General features: G+C 42.1%; 16 protein-coding genes. 10 read left to right on the forward strand and 6 right to left on the reverse strand.

Going from position 1 to position 17,054, the window contains the following annotated elements:
• The first annotated feature begins 14 nt into the window (after positions 1-14).
• From copZ to ENLAB_RS13505, 3 genes are all read left to right on the forward strand, one after another.
• Entirely contained in the window at positions 15-224 is a 210-nt protein-coding gene (gene copZ, locus ENLAB_RS13495; RefSeq protein WP_060792541.1) for a copper chaperone CopZ, read from the forward strand.
• Between the two features lie 127 nt (positions 225-351).
• Entirely contained in the window at positions 352-2,787 is a 2,436-nt protein-coding gene (locus ENLAB_RS13500; RefSeq protein WP_279612827.1) for a heavy metal translocating P-type ATPase, read from the forward strand.
• A gap of 101 nt (positions 2,788-2,888) precedes the next feature.
• Complete coding sequence (locus ENLAB_RS13505) at positions 2,889-3,416, forward strand: type II toxin-antitoxin system Phd/YefM family antitoxin (RefSeq protein ID WP_005237249.1); 528 nt, start codon at positions 2,889-2,891, stop codon at positions 3,414-3,416.
• Positions 3,417-3,576: 160 nt separating this feature from the next.
• Here ENLAB_RS13505 and ENLAB_RS13510 read toward each other — a convergent pair whose 3' ends face one another.
• Positions 3,577-4,296: a DUF2087 domain-containing protein gene (locus ENLAB_RS13510; protein ID WP_244351572.1), complete on the reverse strand. Its 720-nt coding sequence runs from the start codon at positions 4,294-4,296 to the stop codon at positions 3,577-3,579.
• Between the two features lie 178 nt (positions 4,297-4,474).
• Here ENLAB_RS13510 and ENLAB_RS13515 point away from each other — a divergent pair, with 178 nt between their 5' ends.
• The 3 genes from ENLAB_RS13515 to ENLAB_RS13525 all read left to right on the forward strand — a co-directional run bounded on the left by ENLAB_RS13515 (position 4,475) and on the right by ENLAB_RS13525 (position 9,099).
• Positions 4,475-5,644 (forward strand): pyridoxal phosphate-dependent aminotransferase, encoded by a 1,170-nt coding sequence (locus tag ENLAB_RS13515; protein ID WP_244351573.1) that lies wholly within the window; start codon positions 4,475-4,477, stop codon positions 5,642-5,644.
• Positions 5,645-5,831: 187 nt separating this feature from the next.
• A complete protein-coding gene (locus ENLAB_RS13520) occupies positions 5,832-6,740 on the forward strand; it encodes a phosphate ABC transporter substrate-binding protein PstS family protein (RefSeq protein ID WP_194195546.1) in 909 nt (302 codons plus the stop codon).
• A 121-nt stretch (positions 6,741-6,861) separates the two neighbouring features.
• Positions 6,862-9,099 (forward strand): GH25 family lysozyme, encoded by a 2,238-nt coding sequence (locus ENLAB_RS13525; protein WP_244351575.1) that lies wholly within the window; start codon positions 6,862-6,864, stop codon positions 9,097-9,099.
• 70 nt (positions 9,100-9,169) lie between these two features.
• Here ENLAB_RS13525 and pnpS read toward each other — a convergent pair whose 3' ends face one another.
• Together pnpS and ENLAB_RS13535 are read right to left on the reverse strand one after the other, a co-directional pair.
• Positions 9,170-10,900, reverse strand: coding sequence for a two-component system histidine kinase PnpS (gene pnpS / locus ENLAB_RS13530; protein WP_244351577.1), 1,731 nt, complete (start codon positions 10,898-10,900; stop codon positions 9,170-9,172).
• On the reverse strand, positions 10,900-11,604 hold the full coding sequence (locus ENLAB_RS13535) for a response regulator transcription factor (protein WP_081118430.1): 705 nt from the start codon (positions 11,602-11,604) through the stop codon (positions 10,900-10,902). The genes pnpS and ENLAB_RS13535 overlap by 1 nt, the downstream gene beginning before the upstream one ends.
• Positions 11,605-11,754: 150 nt before the next feature.
• Here ENLAB_RS13535 and ENLAB_RS13540 point away from each other — a divergent pair, with 150 nt between their 5' ends.
• From ENLAB_RS13540 to ENLAB_RS13555, 4 genes are all read left to right on the forward strand, one after another.
• Complete coding sequence (locus ENLAB_RS13540; protein WP_077453503.1) at positions 11,755-12,228, forward strand: 2-thiouracil desulfurase family protein; 474 nt, start codon at positions 11,755-11,757, stop codon at positions 12,226-12,228.
• The gene (locus ENLAB_RS13545) at positions 12,218-12,556 is read left to right on the forward strand and encodes a putative DNA-binding protein (RefSeq protein ID WP_005228897.1); all 339 of its coding nucleotides are present in this window, start codon (positions 12,218-12,220) and stop codon (positions 12,554-12,556) included. The genes ENLAB_RS13540 and ENLAB_RS13545 overlap by 11 nt, the downstream gene beginning before the upstream one ends.
• Positions 12,557-12,570: 14 nt before the next feature.
• Positions 12,571-13,989, forward strand: a complete 1,419-nt coding sequence (gene ffh, locus ENLAB_RS13550; RefSeq protein ID WP_244351580.1) for a signal recognition particle protein — start codon at positions 12,571-12,573, stop codon at positions 13,987-13,989.
• Between the two features lie 350 nt (positions 13,990-14,339).
• Positions 14,340-14,540: a CsbD family protein gene (locus tag ENLAB_RS13555; protein ID WP_008377398.1), complete on the forward strand. Its 201-nt coding sequence runs from the start codon at positions 14,340-14,342 to the stop codon at positions 14,538-14,540.
• A gap of 46 nt (positions 14,541-14,586) precedes the next feature.
• Here ENLAB_RS13555 and ENLAB_RS13560 read toward each other — a convergent pair whose 3' ends face one another.
• The 3 genes from ENLAB_RS13560 to ENLAB_RS13570 are packed head-to-tail and all read right to left on the reverse strand — an operon-like array spanning position 14,587 to position 17,024.
• Complete coding sequence (locus ENLAB_RS13560) at positions 14,587-15,747, reverse strand: ABC transporter permease (protein ID WP_244351582.1); 1,161 nt, start codon at positions 15,745-15,747, stop codon at positions 14,587-14,589.
• Between the two features lie 12 nt (positions 15,748-15,759).
• Complete coding sequence (locus ENLAB_RS13565; RefSeq protein ID WP_244351585.1) at positions 15,760-16,641, reverse strand: ATP-binding cassette domain-containing protein; 882 nt, start codon at positions 16,639-16,641, stop codon at positions 15,760-15,762.
• On the reverse strand, positions 16,638-17,024 hold the full coding sequence (locus ENLAB_RS13570; protein WP_170920129.1) for a GntR family transcriptional regulator: 387 nt from the start codon (positions 17,022-17,024) through the stop codon (positions 16,638-16,640). The genes ENLAB_RS13565 and ENLAB_RS13570 overlap by 4 nt, the downstream gene beginning before the upstream one ends.
• Positions 17,025-17,054 lie beyond the last annotated feature (30 nt).

A 17,054-nucleotide genomic window follows, 5' to 3' on the forward strand; every position in this document is an offset into this window, starting at 1 on the left:
AATGAGGAATAGTAATGAAAAAAAATATGCAAATCAGCGGAATGAATTGCGCCCATTGTGCGGCAAAAGTTGAAAAAGCGCTTAGTGAAGTACCGGGTGTGAAAAAAGCTAAAGTGGACTTGAAAAAAGCTCGCGGAACAGTCAAGTTTGACGAGTCGCAAGTGACAGAAACAGCCTTAGTCAATGCGGTCTCCGAAGCGGGTTATCAAGGGGTATTTGAGTAAGCGATGGAATTGCTAAAGTGAAAAGGAAAAAATCAAAACAAATGAAAAGTGTCCAGCCCCTTGAAGCTTTTGTATGAAGGAGCAAGACTGTGCGCACATGCAATGAAATAGGAAGGGGAATACTAGGATGAATCAGAAAAAAACGTCACCTGCAGACAATCGTCAGACGTCAAGCCATCATAGGCATGAACCTAGGAATGAGCAGGATAATGGTACACAGGGACAAGAGCAACCTGCGCAATCACAGGTGGCAGAAGTCCCTGAGCCTAGCCATGAGATGAATGGGATGGATCATCAAGGGGCAACATCAAAACAGCAGGAGCATGAAAGTTCCGATAGAAACCATAGTCATATGGATCATGAAGTTTCCAGAATAAATCATAGTCATAAGGACCATGAGATGTCTGGCATGAACCATAGTCACACGGACCATGAGATGTCTGGCATGAACCATAGTCACACGGACCATGAGATGTCTGGCATGAACCATAGTCACACGGACCATGAGATGTCTGGCATGAACCACAGTCACATGAATCATGAGATGTCTGGTATGGATCATAGTCATATGGATCATGGAATGGGTGGCATGGATCATAGTATGCATATGGGAAATTTCAAGCAAAAGTTTTGGCTATCCTTGATTTTGGCGATTCCAATCGTCATTTTATCACCAATGATGGGCATCGAATTGCCCTTTCAGTTCACGTTTCCTGGCTCAGATTGGGTCGTATTGCTTTTAGGAACGATCCTGTTTTTCTATGGCGGGCAGCCGTTTTTAAGTGGTGCGAAAATGGAATTGAAACAAAAAAGCCCAGCCATGATGACGTTGATTGCTATGGGGATCACGGTTTCTTATTTTTATAGTCTTTACGCGTTTATCGCCAATCATTTTCTTGCTGTTCCTCATGTAATGGATTTCTTCTGGGAACTAGCGACTCTGATCGTGATCATGTTGTTAGGGCATTGGATCGAGATGAATGCCGTTTCTAATGCTGGCAATGCATTACAGAAATTAGCAGAACTATTGCCAAAAGAAGTGATTCGGAAAAATGCGGATGGATCAGAAGAACAGATTCCATTAGAAGAAGTGACCAACAAAACACAGTTGATCGTTCGCTCAGGAGATAAGATTCCTACAGACGGAACGATCCTTGAAGGAGAAACAACGATCGATGAGTCGGCAGTTACTGGTGAATCCAGACGGGTACCTAAAACCATCGGCAGTACTGTCATTGGAGGATCGGTCAACGGCAATGGTACCATCACGATGGAAGTCACAGGGACTGGGGAAGACAGCTATTTGGCAAAAGTCATGGAAATGGTGCGAAAAGCCCAAGCTGATAAATCCCGCTTAGAAGCACTTTCGGACAAAGTGGCAAAATGGTTGTTTTATATTGCGTTAGTTGCTGGTGTCTTGGCATTTGCTGTATGGCTGTTTGTTGCTGACCTACCGACTGCTCTTGATCGAATGGTCACGGTATTCGTCATTGCCTGTCCCCATGCGTTAGGCCTAGCGATTCCCCTCGTCGTGGCTCGTTCAACATCGATCGCTGCCAAAAATGGCTTGCTCTTAAAAAATCGCAACGCACTGGAGAATGCGCATCATGTTGATTATCTGATCCTCGATAAGACCGGTACGTTAACAGAAGGAACGTTTACCGTAACTGGCATCGAGGCGACTGGCAGCCTTTCTGCATCAGAAGTACTCGCTTACCTAGCAGGTCTTGAGAAAACCGCCAATCATCCGATCGCAGAAGGCATTTTAGCCCAAGCAGAAAAGGAAAACATCACGGCCAAAAAGGCGACTGATGTTCAAACAAGGACGGGTATTGGTCTGGAAGGCGTGATCGATGGACAGAAGTGGTTGATCGTCAATCAAAAAGGATTGGAGCAATTAACCATTCAATATCAAGGGAACTCCTTGAAAAATTATCAAGAACAGGGCAATACCATCAGCTATTTGGTTCATGACGGCAAAGTGGAAGGAATCGTCGCCTTAGGGGATAAGGTGAAACCAGAAGCGAGTCAATTTATTCAAAAAGTGAAAGACTTAGGCATCACGCCAGTTATGGCTACAGGGGACAACCAAGCAGCGGCGCAAGCCGTAGCCGATTACCTAGGAATCGAAGCCTTCCATGCGGCAATGTTACCAGACGATAAAGAACGTCTAGTCAGTGACTATGTCAAAGAGGGCAAGCGCGTCGTAATGGTAGGCGATGGGATTAATGACGCCCCAAGTCTTGCAAGAGCGACGATCGGGATTGCGATCGGAGCGGGTACCGATGTAGCGATCGATTCAGCCGATGTCGTTTTGACGAATAGCGAACCTCAAGACATCTTGCACTTCTTGACTTTGGCGAAAAAAACAAGACGCAAGATGATTCAAAATCTCTGGTGGGGCGCAGGATACAATATTTTTGCCATTCCTTTGGCAGCTGGCGTCCTCGCACCGATCGGAATCATTTTGAACCCAGCAGTCGGAGCTGTCTTGATGTCTATGAGCACGATCATCGTTGCCATCAATGCAATGACCTTATCAATTGAAAAAAGCGGCGATTAGCCGCTTTTTTGTTTCTTTTCCTAGGAGCAGTGAAATACCTCTATAATCTGCTTCTGGATTTATGCTATAATGTGTTCGTTGAGACAAGGAGGACGTTGATTATGGAACTGAAGAAGTTGGATGTTCCCACTACTTCAATTACTGAAGTAAAAAAATCTCCGATGGATGTATTTAATCAAGCGCGAGAAGCAGGAACAGCAGTATATGTATTCAATCGTGAAAAAGTGGCGGGGGTCATGTTGACACAAGAGCAGTATGAAACGTTATTGCAGGAATTAGATTATTTGCGTCAGCGACCGCTGATGGAAGAAGAACCCGAACAGCCCCCAGTGGCAGGGCTAGAGGAATTCTTACAAATCATGCGACAAGCACTGATCACCGGTGCCAGCATCTCGGCAAAAAATTTAGATGAGCGGATGGTGGCGTTAGGCTTCATCACTCGTAAAACAGGTTTTGGCGGTGTCGTCGATATGGTGAACGAATTGAAAGAAACAGGCAAGATTGTTTATCAGTTGCGCAAAAAACAAGACGGCAAATCGGTGACTGCTGAAGTCATTGGGGAACAAGACAATCAAACGCAATTATTTGATAAATTGATCATCAAAAAAATCTTTCTAAAAGAAAAATAAACGCTGGAACTTGTCCCAGCGTTTCAGACAGTAGACAAAGTACGGGTGTTTTCGTACTTTGTCTTTTTTTTGTAAAAAACTGGAGCTGTTAACTTTTTAACACTGTGAAAGATACTGTCCATCCAACCAACAAAAGTTCCAGCCAGTTACAGTCTAGGTTTTAAGTCAGCCAGTAAGTTTTCCCGTCTTTCGTCCGTTGCATAAATCCGTATTCGATCAAATAACGTCGGACAGTGACGTAATCGGTGATCGCTTGTTTTAATACATCGTTGACGGCAGCTTCTGAATAATTTTTCTTCGGATCAAATTTTTGTGCCAGTACACTCAAGACAACGATCTTGCGCTTTTCTTTGCTGGGAAACTGTTTGATAAACCCCGTTTCATCAAAATAAGTAGCAATGATCTTTTCTCTTTCACTAGCTGTAATGGCATAGCGATCATCAAGCATCGTTGCCCCTTTGTGAGGCGGCAGCAACGGGCTATCTTGCAACAAGGACATGATACTTAGAAAAACAGTCGCTTGTCGCTGCTTTTCTTTTAGCTTAAAGCGATGATTCCTGACAGTCGAAGAAGAGATACCTAAGCGCTGGGCAATCACAGTATCGCTAATATCTTGAGCAAACAATTGTAAAATCTCCTGTTGGCTCTCTGATAAGCCTGTTTGTTCTTTGGGTAAAGCCAACAATGCGGATAAAACGGTTCCGTGATGCTCAGTGATATGCTGCATCATTCGTTTTTTTGCTGTAAAAAAGGCGCCATCAACGGGATAGATTTCTTCTTTGTCGAAGGTCTCCTGACAAAAGACGCAACAATAATCCGTTGGTGTTGCGACATATCCTTGCTGATAATCAGAAAGGGTAAACTCTTGATAAGGTTTCATTTCGGATTCTCCTTTTGTTGTTTAGATATATACTAACATAATTTGTATTTGTTTGTAAATAAGTAAACGGATTTATCGTTGTTAGATTAATTTCATCCGTTGCTTAAAATTGTCGCCTTTTTGTGTTAGGATTAACAACAATAGCGAATGAATTTGCTTAATTCAAAGGAGTGATACTATGGCAGACGTAAGCCAACGCTTCAATCATGAAGTGTACAATATAGCTGTTTCATTGATTCGTAAATTTGATGAACGGGTTTCTTCAATTCCTGATATTTTAAAGTTAACGTTAGGCGAGCCGGATTTCAACACACCGGAGCACGTGAAAAAATCGGGTGTCCAAGCAATCGAACAAAATTTCAGCCACTATTCTGGAATGGCAGGCTTAGCAGATGTTCGGCAAGCAGCCAGTCTCTTTTTGAAAAATAAATATCAGCTTGATTACGACTTTCAATCAGAAGTATTAGTGACGATCGGTGCAACGGAAGCAATCTCAGCTTCGTTATTAGCTACGTTAGAACCTGGTGATAAAGTGATTTTACCAGCACCAATTTATCCAGGCTATGAACCAGTCATCCATTTAGCTCATGCCAAACCGATTTATCTTGATACGACGGATAATGACTTTGTTTTAGCGCCAGAAGTTTTGGAAGCAGCCTTAAAAGAACATGGGGAGCAAGTCAAGGCAGTCATTTTAAATTATCCTAGCAATCCAACAGGGGTCGTTTATACCCGAGAACAAGTCAAAGCATTGGCAGAAGTTTTAGAAAAATACCCCGTTTTTGTTATTAGCGATGAAATTTATAGTGAGTTGACTTATGATGAAACCCACGTATCCATTGCTGAATACTTGCGGGATCAAACGATCGTGATCAACGGCTTGTCGAAATCTCACGCGATGACTGGGTGGCGCGTCGGCTTCATTTTTGCACCAGAAGCGTTGACTGCTCAGATCATTAAGGTCCACCAATACTTAGTGACTGCGGCATCAACGATTTCTCAAAAAGCCGCAGTGCGGGCATTGATCGAAGGCGTCAATGATGCAGAAGTCATGAAAGCCGATTACCGTGAACGCCGAGATTACTTGTTTGAAAAAATGACTGCCCTTGGTTTTGAAATGGCGAAGCCATCTGGTGCATTCTACATTTTTGCCAAAATACCAGCTGGTTTCAACCAAGATTCCATGGCTTTTTGTGTCGACTTAGCCGAAAAGAATCAATTAGCAATCATCCCGGGTATCGCCTTTGGTCCCGAAGCAGAAGGCTATGTTCGTTTAAGCTATGCGGCAAGTATGGAAAACTTGGTGGAAGCGATGGATCGCTTGACACGCTATATGCAAAGCAATTGATTCTACAAACGTTTCTTTCGTTTTTAGATAAAGTAAGCCCCCTCTGATGGATGCAGCGGGGGCTTTTTTAGGCAATCGACGAACTTTACAAAAGATTTACATCGCTTTATCGATTCTTTACATGAAATCCATCAAGGGTTTACACCGCCTTGCTAAACTAAGCATATAACGAAAGGAGATTTACTAAATGAAAAAATTGGGACTTTTATTTTTTGCAACTGGTTTATTATTAGCTGGCTGTGGGAGCGGTGGCGCAAGCACTGAGAGCAGTCAAGCATCAGGCGGATCTTCATCAGGTGCCGCATCAAATGAAAATGTAGAAATTTTAGCGGTAGGCTCAACTGCATTGCAACCCTTGGTTGAAGCAGCAGGTGAAAGCTTCTCAGCAGACAATCCCAATTATACAATTACGGTTCAAGGTGGCGGTAGCGGAACTGGCTTAAGTCAAGTAGAAGCAGGCGCTGTGACGATCGGTAATTCCGATGTTTTTGCGGATGAAAAAGATGGTGTGGATGCCAGCAAATTAGTTGACCATAAAGTAGCTGTAGTTGGTATGGCTCCAGTAGTGAATAAAGACGCAGGCGTTACGGATCTTAGCCAACAAGATTTAATCGATATCTTTACAGGCAAAGTGAAGAATTGGTCTGAACTAGGTGGAGCAGATCAAGAAATCTCTGTAATCAACCGCGCATCAGGCAGCGGTACGAGAGCGACCTTTGAAAAATGGGGCTTAGATGGTGCAGAGACGATCCAAACACAAGAACAAGATTCTTCTGGAACAGTTCGTAAAATCGTTGCTGAAACACCAGGAGCAATCAGCTACCTTGCTTTATCCTATGTGGACGATTCGATCCAAGCGCTATCTCTTGATGGAGTAGAAGCAACTCCTGAAAACATTGCAGATAACAAATGGCCAATCTGGTCTTATGAGCATATGTACACGAACGGCGAGCCAGATGCTAACGTCAAAGCCTTTCTTGATTACATCATGACAGACGATGTCCAACAAGGAATCGTTATCGAATTAGGATATTTGCCAATCACTGATATGAAAGTAGAACGCAGTGTAGACGGCGAAGTAACGAATGTTGAATAAACAGTTTTCATAAGGTACAAAAAAAGAAGGGAAGAACTCCTTCTTTTTTTGTACCTTTTTTTTATTTTTTATGTAAAATAGATAGTGAATATAGATGAATATTCAGTGAAAGGGGAAAAAAATGAAAAGATTTCCAAAAAAAATGTTAATAGCAGCATTGTATGCGGGAACGGCCTTTGTCATTTTTGGCATGCGTGTTGGTTTTGCAGACACGGAATCAACAAGTGAGTCAAAAGAGGCTGCTATTGTTTACTCTGAGACGAATGATGTGACAAGCAGTGACAGCCAAACAATTCGCTCGAATACAGGTGAAACCAGCGAAGACTCAATTGATTCAACGAGTGAGACAACATCATCAAGTAACCGCAGTGAAACGGGCAGTACGACTGTTGATAGCAGTACAGCCGAAAGTGAAGAAAAAAGCCCAGACAATGCTTCGGATTCTGTCTATGATATCAGCTCAGGATTAGACCCAACGTATCGAAGCCGTTCAGATTTGAAAGTCAGCTTAAGCCGTTCGGCACGGTCTGTTTCTAGTGTTCCTTATATTTCAGCAGGAGATCCCTCAACCCCAAAGCAAGACTTTATTGATATTTCCTCCCACAACGGAGAGATCACTGTGGAGCAGTTCAAGTTGATTAAAAGTTATGGCGTTTCTGCAGTGGTGGTGAAATTGACAGAGGCAACTTCTTATCGAAATCCCTTAGCTGCAAGTCAAATCGCAAATGCTAAAGCTGCAGGCCTGATTGTACATGCTTATCACTACAGTTGGTTCACCACTGAGGCACAGGCAAAAGCGGAAGCAGATTATTTTGTAAGCTATGCCAAACAGCTAAACCTGCCGACCTCTGCTTTGATGGTCAATGACATTGAAGAGCCAAACATTAAGAAAAAAGCAGACCATACACAATTGTCAAAAGTTTTTGAAAATAGATTAAAAGAGTTGGGTTATTCAAATACGCATCATTATATAGGTGTGTCGTGGGTCACGGATAACGCGATCGACCCTGTTGCTTTAGGAAAAAACAAAGTTTGGATCGCACAATATCCATACGAACCGCAAAATCAGAAGTATACGGATTATAGTGCATGGCAGTGGACATATAACGTTACATTCCCAGGGATCAATGGCACCTTTGATATGAATTCAGATTATAACAAGTATTTTATCAGTCAAGGACAAGGTGGTGCGATCAATGATGGCCGTTATGCCACCGTTGTAAAAGACAATTATACGATTTGGCAAAATTTCTCTTGGACAAAAAAAGCAGACTCTAAAGCTTATCTGGGTCAGACCCTGCAAATAAAAGTGCGTTATGAGCATATTAACGGTAGCACCTATTATTCGTTATACGACAACCAAGGGAATTGGGTTGGGTACATTAACTCTGGTGGCGTCAAAGTTGCTGATGGTCCTCAAGGGAATTGGCAATCAAAACAAACCTATGTCAAATTTAAAGAGCCAGGAATAATATATCGAGATTTTACGTTTACTAAGACTGCACCGATAACTTCAGATATGGTGAAAAATACCTATAAAGTAACCGGTACTTACCATCACTTTGATGGCACGTATTATGATTCAGTTTATGATTTTTCTGGAAAATGGATTGGGTACATCGCTTCAACGAAATTAGCAGTTCAAACGAATCAAGGCCCCGCATTGGCCGATGGACGCTATGTAACGATCACCAGTGGAAATTACTCGATATGGCAAAATTTTTCGTGGAAAGTAAAGGCATCCAGCAAGGATTACTTGAACAAAACAGTTCTAGCGAAATATCGCTATGAACACTTAAATGGCAGTATTTATTATTCACTATATGATCAATCTGGTACATGGTTAGGCTATATGAACGCTAATGGTACCAAAACAGCGAATAATGCAGGTGGAACAGCTATTTCAAGTGGTAAATATGTCACTGTTACAAGTAAAAATTATTCGATTTGGCAAAACTTTTCTTGGAAAGAAAAAAATAAAAGCAGTAATTTTTACGGTCAAACACTCCAAGTAAAAGTATACTATAACCATTTCAATGGAAGTACCTATTCATCATTGTACGATAACAAAGGAACTTGGCTTGGCTATATCAATGCCAATGGAACAAAGGAAGCAAGTAATGCTGCCGGAATAAACCAAAGTTACCATAAAAAAATAACGTTTACTCAGAATTTTCCACTCTGGCAAAATTTCTCTTGGAAGCAAAAAAGTACGGTGACTAATGCCATGAAAGGACAAACTTTCGAAGCGCGCTATGTGTATCGCCACTTTAATGGTAGTAATTACCTGTCAATTTATGATAATAAAGGAACTTGGTTAGGTTACGTTAATGAATCCGCAACAAAAGTTGTTAAGTAAGCATGATTCCAAAAAAACAGCCGAGAAAATGCCACTAGGCGTTTTCTCGGCTGTTTTTTATCCATAATATTCATCTTTCTTCATGAAGCGGCAAAGTCACTGTAAAGGTAGAACCAATTTTAGGGAAACTGTCCACCTTGATGCTGCCGCCTAATAATTTGGTATAGTCTTTGACGATAGCCAGTCCGAGTCCAGTGCCGCCAGAATTGCGGGCGCGGGCTTTGTCTACCCGATAAAACCGTTCAAAAATCCGTTCTTGATCTTCTTCATCGATACCGATGCCTTGATCCTGCACTTGGAATAGCAGCTGGTCGTCTTGCTCTGAAAAGGATAATTTGATGGTTCCACCAGGTTTTGAATAGGTGACCGCATTTTCAACTAGATTTTTTACGATGGGCTGCAGCAGCTCTTTTTTGGTAGACAAAATGTAGTGTTCTGGTCCTTCAAATTGAAAGGTCAATTGCTTCTTAGTAGCAGCGGGACCATAAGTTTGAAGGACTTGTTGCAGCAGTTCGGAAAAGTCGATTGGCTGATTGATATACTGGAAAGAATCGCTGTCTTGAGACAATTGGATGATATCTTGTATTAGATTTTTCAAGCGATAGGCATCTTTTTGAATGATCTCTAAGAAGGTTTGTAATGTCTCAGGGTCTTCTTTGGCACCGTCCAGCAATGTTTCAGTAAACCCGATCAAGGAAGTTACCGGCGTTTTTAATTCATGGGAAACATTGCCGACAAAATCTTTTTGCATCTTTTCTAATTGTCTGATGCGCGTCAAGTCATAGGAAATACCAATCAACTGGTTGTCTTGGAAACTCCGCAAGGTAACATCCAGGACTTTTGAACGTTCTCCGCTAAGGGTGGTCTCCGCATGGAAAATAGGGGTCTCGTCATTAAATTGGTAGATCAACTGGATCAATTGTGTGTCATGAATCACTTCAGTAAAAGGTTGCGGCAAGGTGGGCACAGTTTCCATCCCCAACTGATCTTGCATCGTCGGATTCAACAGCAGCAGTTGATTTTCTTCATTGATGATAAAGACACCGATCATCAATTCACTGAGCAATCCGTAAAGTTGGTGTTCAGATGCTGCATAGGCACGATAGGTCTGGCTCATTTGTTCGCTCAGCTGATTGATCAGTTGATACAACTCATCATGTTCAGGTGTTTCTTGCATAATGATTGCTTGTTGATCGGGCGAGCTGATCATTTTCTTTACGACGGGCAGAATCGTTTGGATCGGACGATTCCGCTGACGCAAGGTATGGAAAATCAGTAGGCTGATCAAGAAACAAAAGACAAGATAGACAATCAAGATCGACTGCTTGATTCCTTGGTTTTTTGCAAAAAAAGCAGCAGTCGGTTCGGCGATTCGTAAGATTTGCGTCAGATTTCCTTCCTCTTTGACAGGGACTGCCACGTAGAGCAATTCTTCATGTAAGGTATCACTTTCCCTCAGAGACTGACCGACGGCGCTTCCACGCAAAACGGCTTGGACTTCTGGACGATCGAAGCGGTTTTCATGCAGTGTATGATCATAGGTATCGAAAATAATCTGACCTTGATCATCTAACAAAGTGATGCGACTATTGCTATCTTCCACATAGGTATCCGCAAATTGTTCGAGCGCTGCGGTTTGGTTATCTGAGAGATTCAAAAAAACGGTAGCTTTTTCTTGAAGGAAATCCACTTGTTGAGCAATGACTTGTTGACGGTAAAAACTGCTAAGAATTTGCCAGCTTAGAAAAAAAATCAGCAATAGGCCAATCGACCATAAACCATAGCCATAGCGTTTTTTCATTAGACTGGCTCCTGAAATTTATACCCGAATCCCCGAACCGTTACTAAGTATTCCGGCCGTTTTGGATCAGCTTCCAATTTTTCTCTTAAATGACTGATGTGAACATCCACGATGCGACTTTGTCCATCAAAGTCGAAGTTCCAAATGCGATTGAGCAAGGTATCGCGATCGATCACGCGGCCTTTTCGTTTCATAAAGTAAACTAGCAGCTCGAATTCTTTTGGCGTTAGGAAGATTTTCTCACCATCCACACTGACTTGGAAATTCGTCAGGTCTGCTTGGATCCCACCGACTTGCAGAATCTCTGCAGGTTGATCTTCTTCTCGTGTTTGTTGACGGGGTTCTAAACGACGGAAGATGGCTTTCATTCGAGCCAATACTTCTCGAGGGCTGAAAGGCTTCGTCAAATAGTCATCGGCGCCGATTTCTAAGCCTAAGATCCGATCGATTGGATCATCTTTTGCGGTCAAAACGAGAATCGGGGTCTCGATTTTTTCTTGGCGCAATTTCTTCGTGATCTCGATACCGTCCATATTTGGCAGCATGACATCTAAGATGATAAAGTCAAAAGGCTTAGACAAAGCTAATTCGTAAGCTTTTTTTCCATCTGCGGCTGAGACGACTTGGTAGCCTTCTTTTTCTAAATTAAAGGTTAAAAGTGTGACGATGGAAGGTTCATCATCGACAACGAGAATTTTTTTCATGATACACTCCTTTCGTTTCTTTTTTTCAAGAAACGATTAAATTTCAACGAACAAGTCCTATTTTAGCATGAATAGACAATTGGTACTATTGCAACCACTAAATAAATGCTATAATAAAGGACGATTTCATAGGAAAGCTGAGGGTGCGAAATGATCGGAATCAGTGCGTGTCTAGGCGGTGCACTTTGCCGCTATGATGGAAAACACCAAGCAGTGCCACAATTGATCGAACTGGTAAGAGCAGGTCAAGCCATGATGGTCTGTCCAGAAGTTCTTGGCGGTTTGCCGATCCCACGGGAACCGGCCGAAATCGTCGGTGGTGATGGGGTGGATGTTTGGGCACAACGGGCGAAGGTCGTCACCATCTCAGGAGAAGACGTGACCGAAGAGTTTACTACCGGCGCGAAAATTGCTTATCAAAAATTACAAGAGCAAGGCATCACCCAACTGATCCTAAAGGAGAAAAGTCCCTCTTGTGGCAGTCAGACGATTTATGATGGCAATTTTTCTGGAATCAAAAAAACAGGGGTCGGTGTCGCTTGTGCGTATTTTCGACAACAAGGCATGACTGTTTTGTCCGATGTCGAATGGCTTGCAAAACAGGAGGAAGCAAATGGAAATTGAAAAGACCAATCGCATGAATGCGTTGTTTGAGTTTTATTCCACGTTATTGACGGAAAAACAGATGAATTACATGGAATTGTATTACGCAGATGATTTTTCTCTAGGAGAAATCGCTGAAGAGTATCAAGTAAGCCGTCAAGCAGTCTATGACAACATCAAACGCACCGAACGTATTTTAGAAGACTATGAAAAAAAACTACATATGTTTTCGGACTATATCATGCGGGAAGACTTGCTGGATCAGCTAAGCGAGTATACGAAAACTCACTATCCAAAAGACGAAACCTTACAGGGGTTTATTCAACAGCTCCAAGAAATTGAAGAATAAAGGAATGAAAAAAAATGGCATTTGAAAGTTTAACTGAACGCCTCCAGCAGGCAATGAGCAAACTGCGCAGAAAAGGAAAAGTATCTGAAGCAGATGTAAAAGAAATGATGCGTGAGATTCGTCTAGCTTTATTAGAAGCCGACGTCAATCTCCAGGTTGTAAAAGAGTTTACCAAAAATGTTCGTGAACGAGCAGTTGGGGTAGAAGTATTAGAAAGCTTATCTCCAGCGCAACAGATCGTTAAAATCGTTGATGAAGAATTAACTAAAACATTAGGATCAGAAACAGTTGGGATCGAAAAATCACCGAAGATTCCAACGATCATCATGATGGCTGGTCTGCAAGGGGCAGGGAAAACCACCTTTGCTGGAAAATTAGCCAACCATTTGATTAAAACCGAAAACGCTCGCCCATTAATGATCGCTGGTGACGTGTATCGTCCAGCCGCGATCGACCAGTTGAAAGTATTAGGGCAGCAATTGGATGTACCTGTTTTTGATATGGGAACAGATGTCAGTCCAGTTGAAATCGTGCGTCAAGGACTGGCTTTGGCTCGGGAAAAGAAAAATGACTATGTTTTGATCGATACGGCAGGTCGTTTGCATATCGATGAAAACTTGATGGAAGAGCTAAAACAAATCAAGGACCTGGCACAGCCAAATGAAATTTTACTGGTAGTTGATGCGATGACCGGACAAGATGCTGTCAACGTGGCAGAAAGCTTCAATCAACAACTGGGGATCACAGGGGTGGTCATCACCAAACTAGATGGCGATACTCGTGGCGGGGCGGCATTGTCGATTCGTCAAGTTACGGGTGCTCCAATCAAGTTCACTGGTACCGGTGAAAAATTGACCGACCTTGAAGTATTCCATCCAGATCGGATGGCGAGTCGGATTCTCGGTATGGGTGATATGCTGACTTTGATCGAAAAAGCACAGCAAGATTACGACGAGAAAAAAGCAGAAGAACTTGCAAAAAAAATGAAGGAAAACTCCTTCGACTTCAATGACTTTGTCGAACAGATCGATCAAGTTATGGGCATGGGTCCAATTGAAGATCTTTTCAAAATGATTCCGGGAATGAGCCAAATGCCTGGTATCGAAAACATCAAAGTTGATCCGAAACAAATTGCTCGACAAAAAGCCATGGTTTATTCCATGACACCAGCAGAACGTGAAAATCCTGATTTGTTAAATCCAAGCCGTCGTCGCCGGATTGCCGCCGGTTCTGGCAACAGTGTCGTTGAAGTCAACCGTATGATCAAACAATTCAAAGAATCTCGCAAAATGATGCAGCAAATGAGTAAAGGGAATATGAACATTCCTGGCATGGATCAAATGTTTGGCGGTGGGGTCAAAGGGAAACTTGGAAAAATGGCTATGAACCGCATGGTCAAAAAACAAAAGAAGAAAAAGAAAAAACGCAAATAACAATTCTGATGCTAAAAGGGATTGCGTAAAAGACCTTATTAGCGAAGGATTCCAAAAGACATGACCGAAAAAAGGCGCTCAGAGAAACCTCCTTGCTAGAATCAGCAAGAATAGCTTCTCGAATCAAAGCCTTCGACGGTCCTGTTTTTTTATGCAAGCAATGTTTTTTATGGCCTCCTAAAAGGGGAAGCACTTTTTATCGTGTGAGTATGATATCTATGAAAGGCCAAAAATTTTCCACGATTCAAAAGAAACTAGCACCTGTAAAAATAGTAGAAGCAGAACATTCGTGCTTTCTGTCAAATGATGCTACTATTAACTTATAGCAAGTATGAAAGGAGTTTTTTACGATGACAAACAAAGATCGCATTGAAGGAAAAGTAACCGAAACAAAAGGGAAGCTTACAGGAGATGACTCCGAAGAATTAAAAGGGAAAACCCAAAATAAATATGGGAAAGCCAAAGATAAGGTTGAAGATTTTGCGGATGATGTTTCTCGCAAAGTAAATGACTTCTTTGACAAAAAAGACGACGACAAACCTAAACATTAAATATAAAAGCGTCCCTACAACAAGAAATTGTTGCCGGGACGCTTTTTTAAATATTGCTGACCTGTTTGTTTTTTCGTTTGTACCACCAATTCATCAGTGCTTTAGGATAGACAAGCAACAAACTGATGAATAAGCAAGCAACCAGCAACAAACCAAGCCGGAGGGCGATATTCCAAAGACTGACATCATATCCTTCGTAGAGATCACGGTAAAAAATTTCTAACGGGTAATAAGATATCATGGATAGATAGAACCAGGTTCCCAAAGAAAGCAGCCAATATACCGGGGCGCGCAATTTAGGGATCGTTAAATAATCACCATCATTTTCTAAAGAAATTTTCGAGAACACTTTTTCGGCAGCAAGAATCAGCAAGCCGCTCAAGCCGAGGTAAAGGAGCAGCAGCCACCAAGGGTAGACATATCCTTGCGGCCAATCGATCCACGTTTGAAAAGGAAGCAGAAAATCCCCATGACCAAGAAACACAAAACTAAAAAACTCGCGGGTACATTGGAAAAAGCTATACCCCATTGATCCTAGAGAAATAGTGAAGAACACCGATAGCACGCCAGTAAACAGATTCCCCAGCAAAACGCCCAACAGGAGGCCTGTAGCAAATACGAGCAGATTCGTTGCCAAGGTACTAAGGGCAGAAAGCAGCACGTCTTGAAGCGGCACAGCGAGATAGCGAGCTGGGATCATCGCGTATTCGATCAGGATATGACCTAACAGACCCAACACTAAACAAGCCGTCAAGGGTAAGCCGATAAAAAGCAGTTTCTTGCGAAAGACCTGCTTTCTGCTAAAGGGTAAAGCAAATAAAAAGCGATTGAAATTGGTGCGGCCATCGACAAAAAAGGACAAAAAGCCTATAAGAAACAGAAAGACAATCACAAATTGATTCATGGTAGTCATATAAGGGTGATTGTAATAAATCTCATCAGAGTACTCTTTGTTGATCGTCAATGCCGCATCGCGGTACTCTGCCGCCGAATCAAAGTAAACCGGGGTTTCACCGTTGTAGCTTTTGACATAGTACTCTCGATTTTCGTTGAAATCTTTGATAAATTCTTCAGATGCCAAATAGCGTTCTTGCTGATGCCAGGCTTTTTGTGATTGCCAGCCAGCACTAAGATACATGAAGAGCACGACAAAACAAAAGCCGATCAGCAGCTTGCCATAGCGTTCTTTAAATAAATTGCTTAACATCGTTTTCCACCTCTATCCTTCCACCAATGTTTCTTGTCGTAAATTTGCTTCAAACAGATCTTCCAAAGTCAAAGGTAATTCTTCAAAAACCAAAGGATCAAGTTGCTGAATCTCAGCCGCCAGCTCCTCTGTGTAATTGTCAAACAAAGCGGTCAAGACTCGGCCTTGCTTTTGAATCAGCTTGGAGTGCTGCTTGATAAGGGGAGGAATCTGTTTGCTGCGAAAGACGAGTTGTAGTTTGCGAGATTGCTCGCGAATCGTTTCCAAACGGTAGTCTCCTTCAATCGTTTTCCCTTTGATCAACAAGGCACGATCAATAATATGTTCTAATTCATTTAGATTATGAGAAGCGATCAATGCGGTACGATTCGATTCGCTGAGGCTTTCCAGCAATAGTCCGATCACTTTTTTACGGACGATCACATCAAGCCCATCAAAAGGTTCATCTAAAAGTAAGAACGTCGCATTTGAGGCAATCGCAAGAATCATTTTATAAAGACCTTGCATACCTTTTGACATCCGTCGGTAGGAAAGCGTCAGAGGAAGACCGTGACTTTGCATCAATTCTAAGTAAAGATTTTGATCGAAATTTGGATAAGCAAGCCGATAAAATTGATTGAGCTTTTTCAAAGAGTAGGCCGAAAGAAAGTTTTCTTTTTCATCAATATAAAAAAGTTGTTCTTTTAATTGCGGGTGCTGATCCAGGCGTTGGTTATCGATCGAAATTTCGCCATCATCTAATAAATAATGTCCAGCGATCGTTCGAAACAACGTGGTTTTCCCAGAACCATTGCGGCCGATCAATCCTACGATTTCTCCTTTTTCCAAGGAGAAGTTCACGTTTTCTATGATAGTTGTTTGCTCCATTTTCTTGGTCACATGTTCGATCTTCACTGTGGGTCGCCTCCTAACTCTTGTTCAAAGCCATTCATCCAATCGGTCAACTCGCGTATGCTGATCTGTAAATGGCGTGCTTCAATCATCAATTCTTTCAAACGTTCTTTCACTTGTAAGATCCGAATCTCATCGCGAGGCAAGTCCTCGGTGACTTTCACAAAAGTGCCTTTTCCTTTGATGGTGACAAGGACTTGCTCATTTTCCAATACTTTGTAAGCTTTGCTGACGGTATTTGGATTCATCAACAGGTGCTTAGCCATTTCACGAACTGAAGGCACTTGGTCTCCGGCGGTTAGAACACCGTTCAGAATATCTTCTTTTATACTTAAAACCAATTGCTCATAATAAGGTTTGCTGCTGGCTTTGTTAATGCGAACCACAAAATCAGCTCCTTTCATTTATGTGTACTA

This window comes from Enterococcus innesii, assembly GCF_022846515.1.
Classification (GTDB): domain Bacteria; phylum Bacillota; class Bacilli; order Lactobacillales; family Enterococcaceae; genus Enterococcus_D; species Enterococcus_D innesii.

Bases quoted from the DNA above. Each gene is read 5' to 3' on its own strand.
- ENLAB_RS13535 (WP_081118430.1), bottom strand. From the start codon at position 11,604: ATGAAAAAAATTCTCGTTGTCGATGATGAACCTTCCATCGTCACACTT.
- ENLAB_RS13520 (WP_194195546.1), top strand. From the start codon at position 5,832: ATGAAAAAATTGGGACTTTTATTTTTTGCAACTGGTTTATTATTAGCT.
- pnpS (WP_244351577.1), bottom strand. From the start codon at position 10,900: ATGAAAAAACGCTATGGCTATGGTTTATGGTCGATTGGCCTATTGCTG.
- ENLAB_RS13500 (WP_279612827.1), top strand. From the start codon at position 352: ATGAATCAGAAAAAAACGTCACCTGCAGACAATCGTCAGACGTCAAGC.
- ffh (WP_244351580.1), top strand. From the start codon at position 12,571: ATGGCATTTGAAAGTTTAACTGAACGCCTCCAGCAGGCAATGAGCAAA.
- ENLAB_RS13525 (WP_244351575.1), top strand. From the start codon at position 6,862: ATGAAAAGATTTCCAAAAAAAATGTTAATAGCAGCATTGTATGCGGGA.
- ENLAB_RS13510 (WP_244351572.1), bottom strand. From the start codon at position 4,296: ATGAAACCTTATCAAGAGTTTACCCTTTCTGATTATCAGCAAGGATAT.
- ENLAB_RS13505 (WP_005237249.1), top strand. From the start codon at position 2,889: ATGGAACTGAAGAAGTTGGATGTTCCCACTACTTCAATTACTGAAGTA.
- ENLAB_RS13555 (WP_008377398.1), top strand. From the start codon at position 14,340: ATGACAAACAAAGATCGCATTGAAGGAAAAGTAACCGAAACAAAAGGG.
- ENLAB_RS13545 (WP_005228897.1), top strand. From the start codon at position 12,218: ATGGAAATTGAAAAGACCAATCGCATGAATGCGTTGTTTGAGTTTTAT.
- ENLAB_RS13560 (WP_244351582.1), bottom strand. From the start codon at position 15,747: ATGTTAAGCAATTTATTTAAAGAACGCTATGGCAAGCTGCTGATCGGC.
- copZ (WP_060792541.1), top strand. From the start codon at position 15: ATGAAAAAAAATATGCAAATCAGCGGAATGAATTGCGCCCATTGTGCG.
- ENLAB_RS13540 (WP_077453503.1), top strand. From the start codon at position 11,755: ATGATCGGAATCAGTGCGTGTCTAGGCGGTGCACTTTGCCGCTATGAT.
- ENLAB_RS13515 (WP_244351573.1), top strand. From the start codon at position 4,475: ATGGCAGACGTAAGCCAACGCTTCAATCATGAAGTGTACAATATAGCT.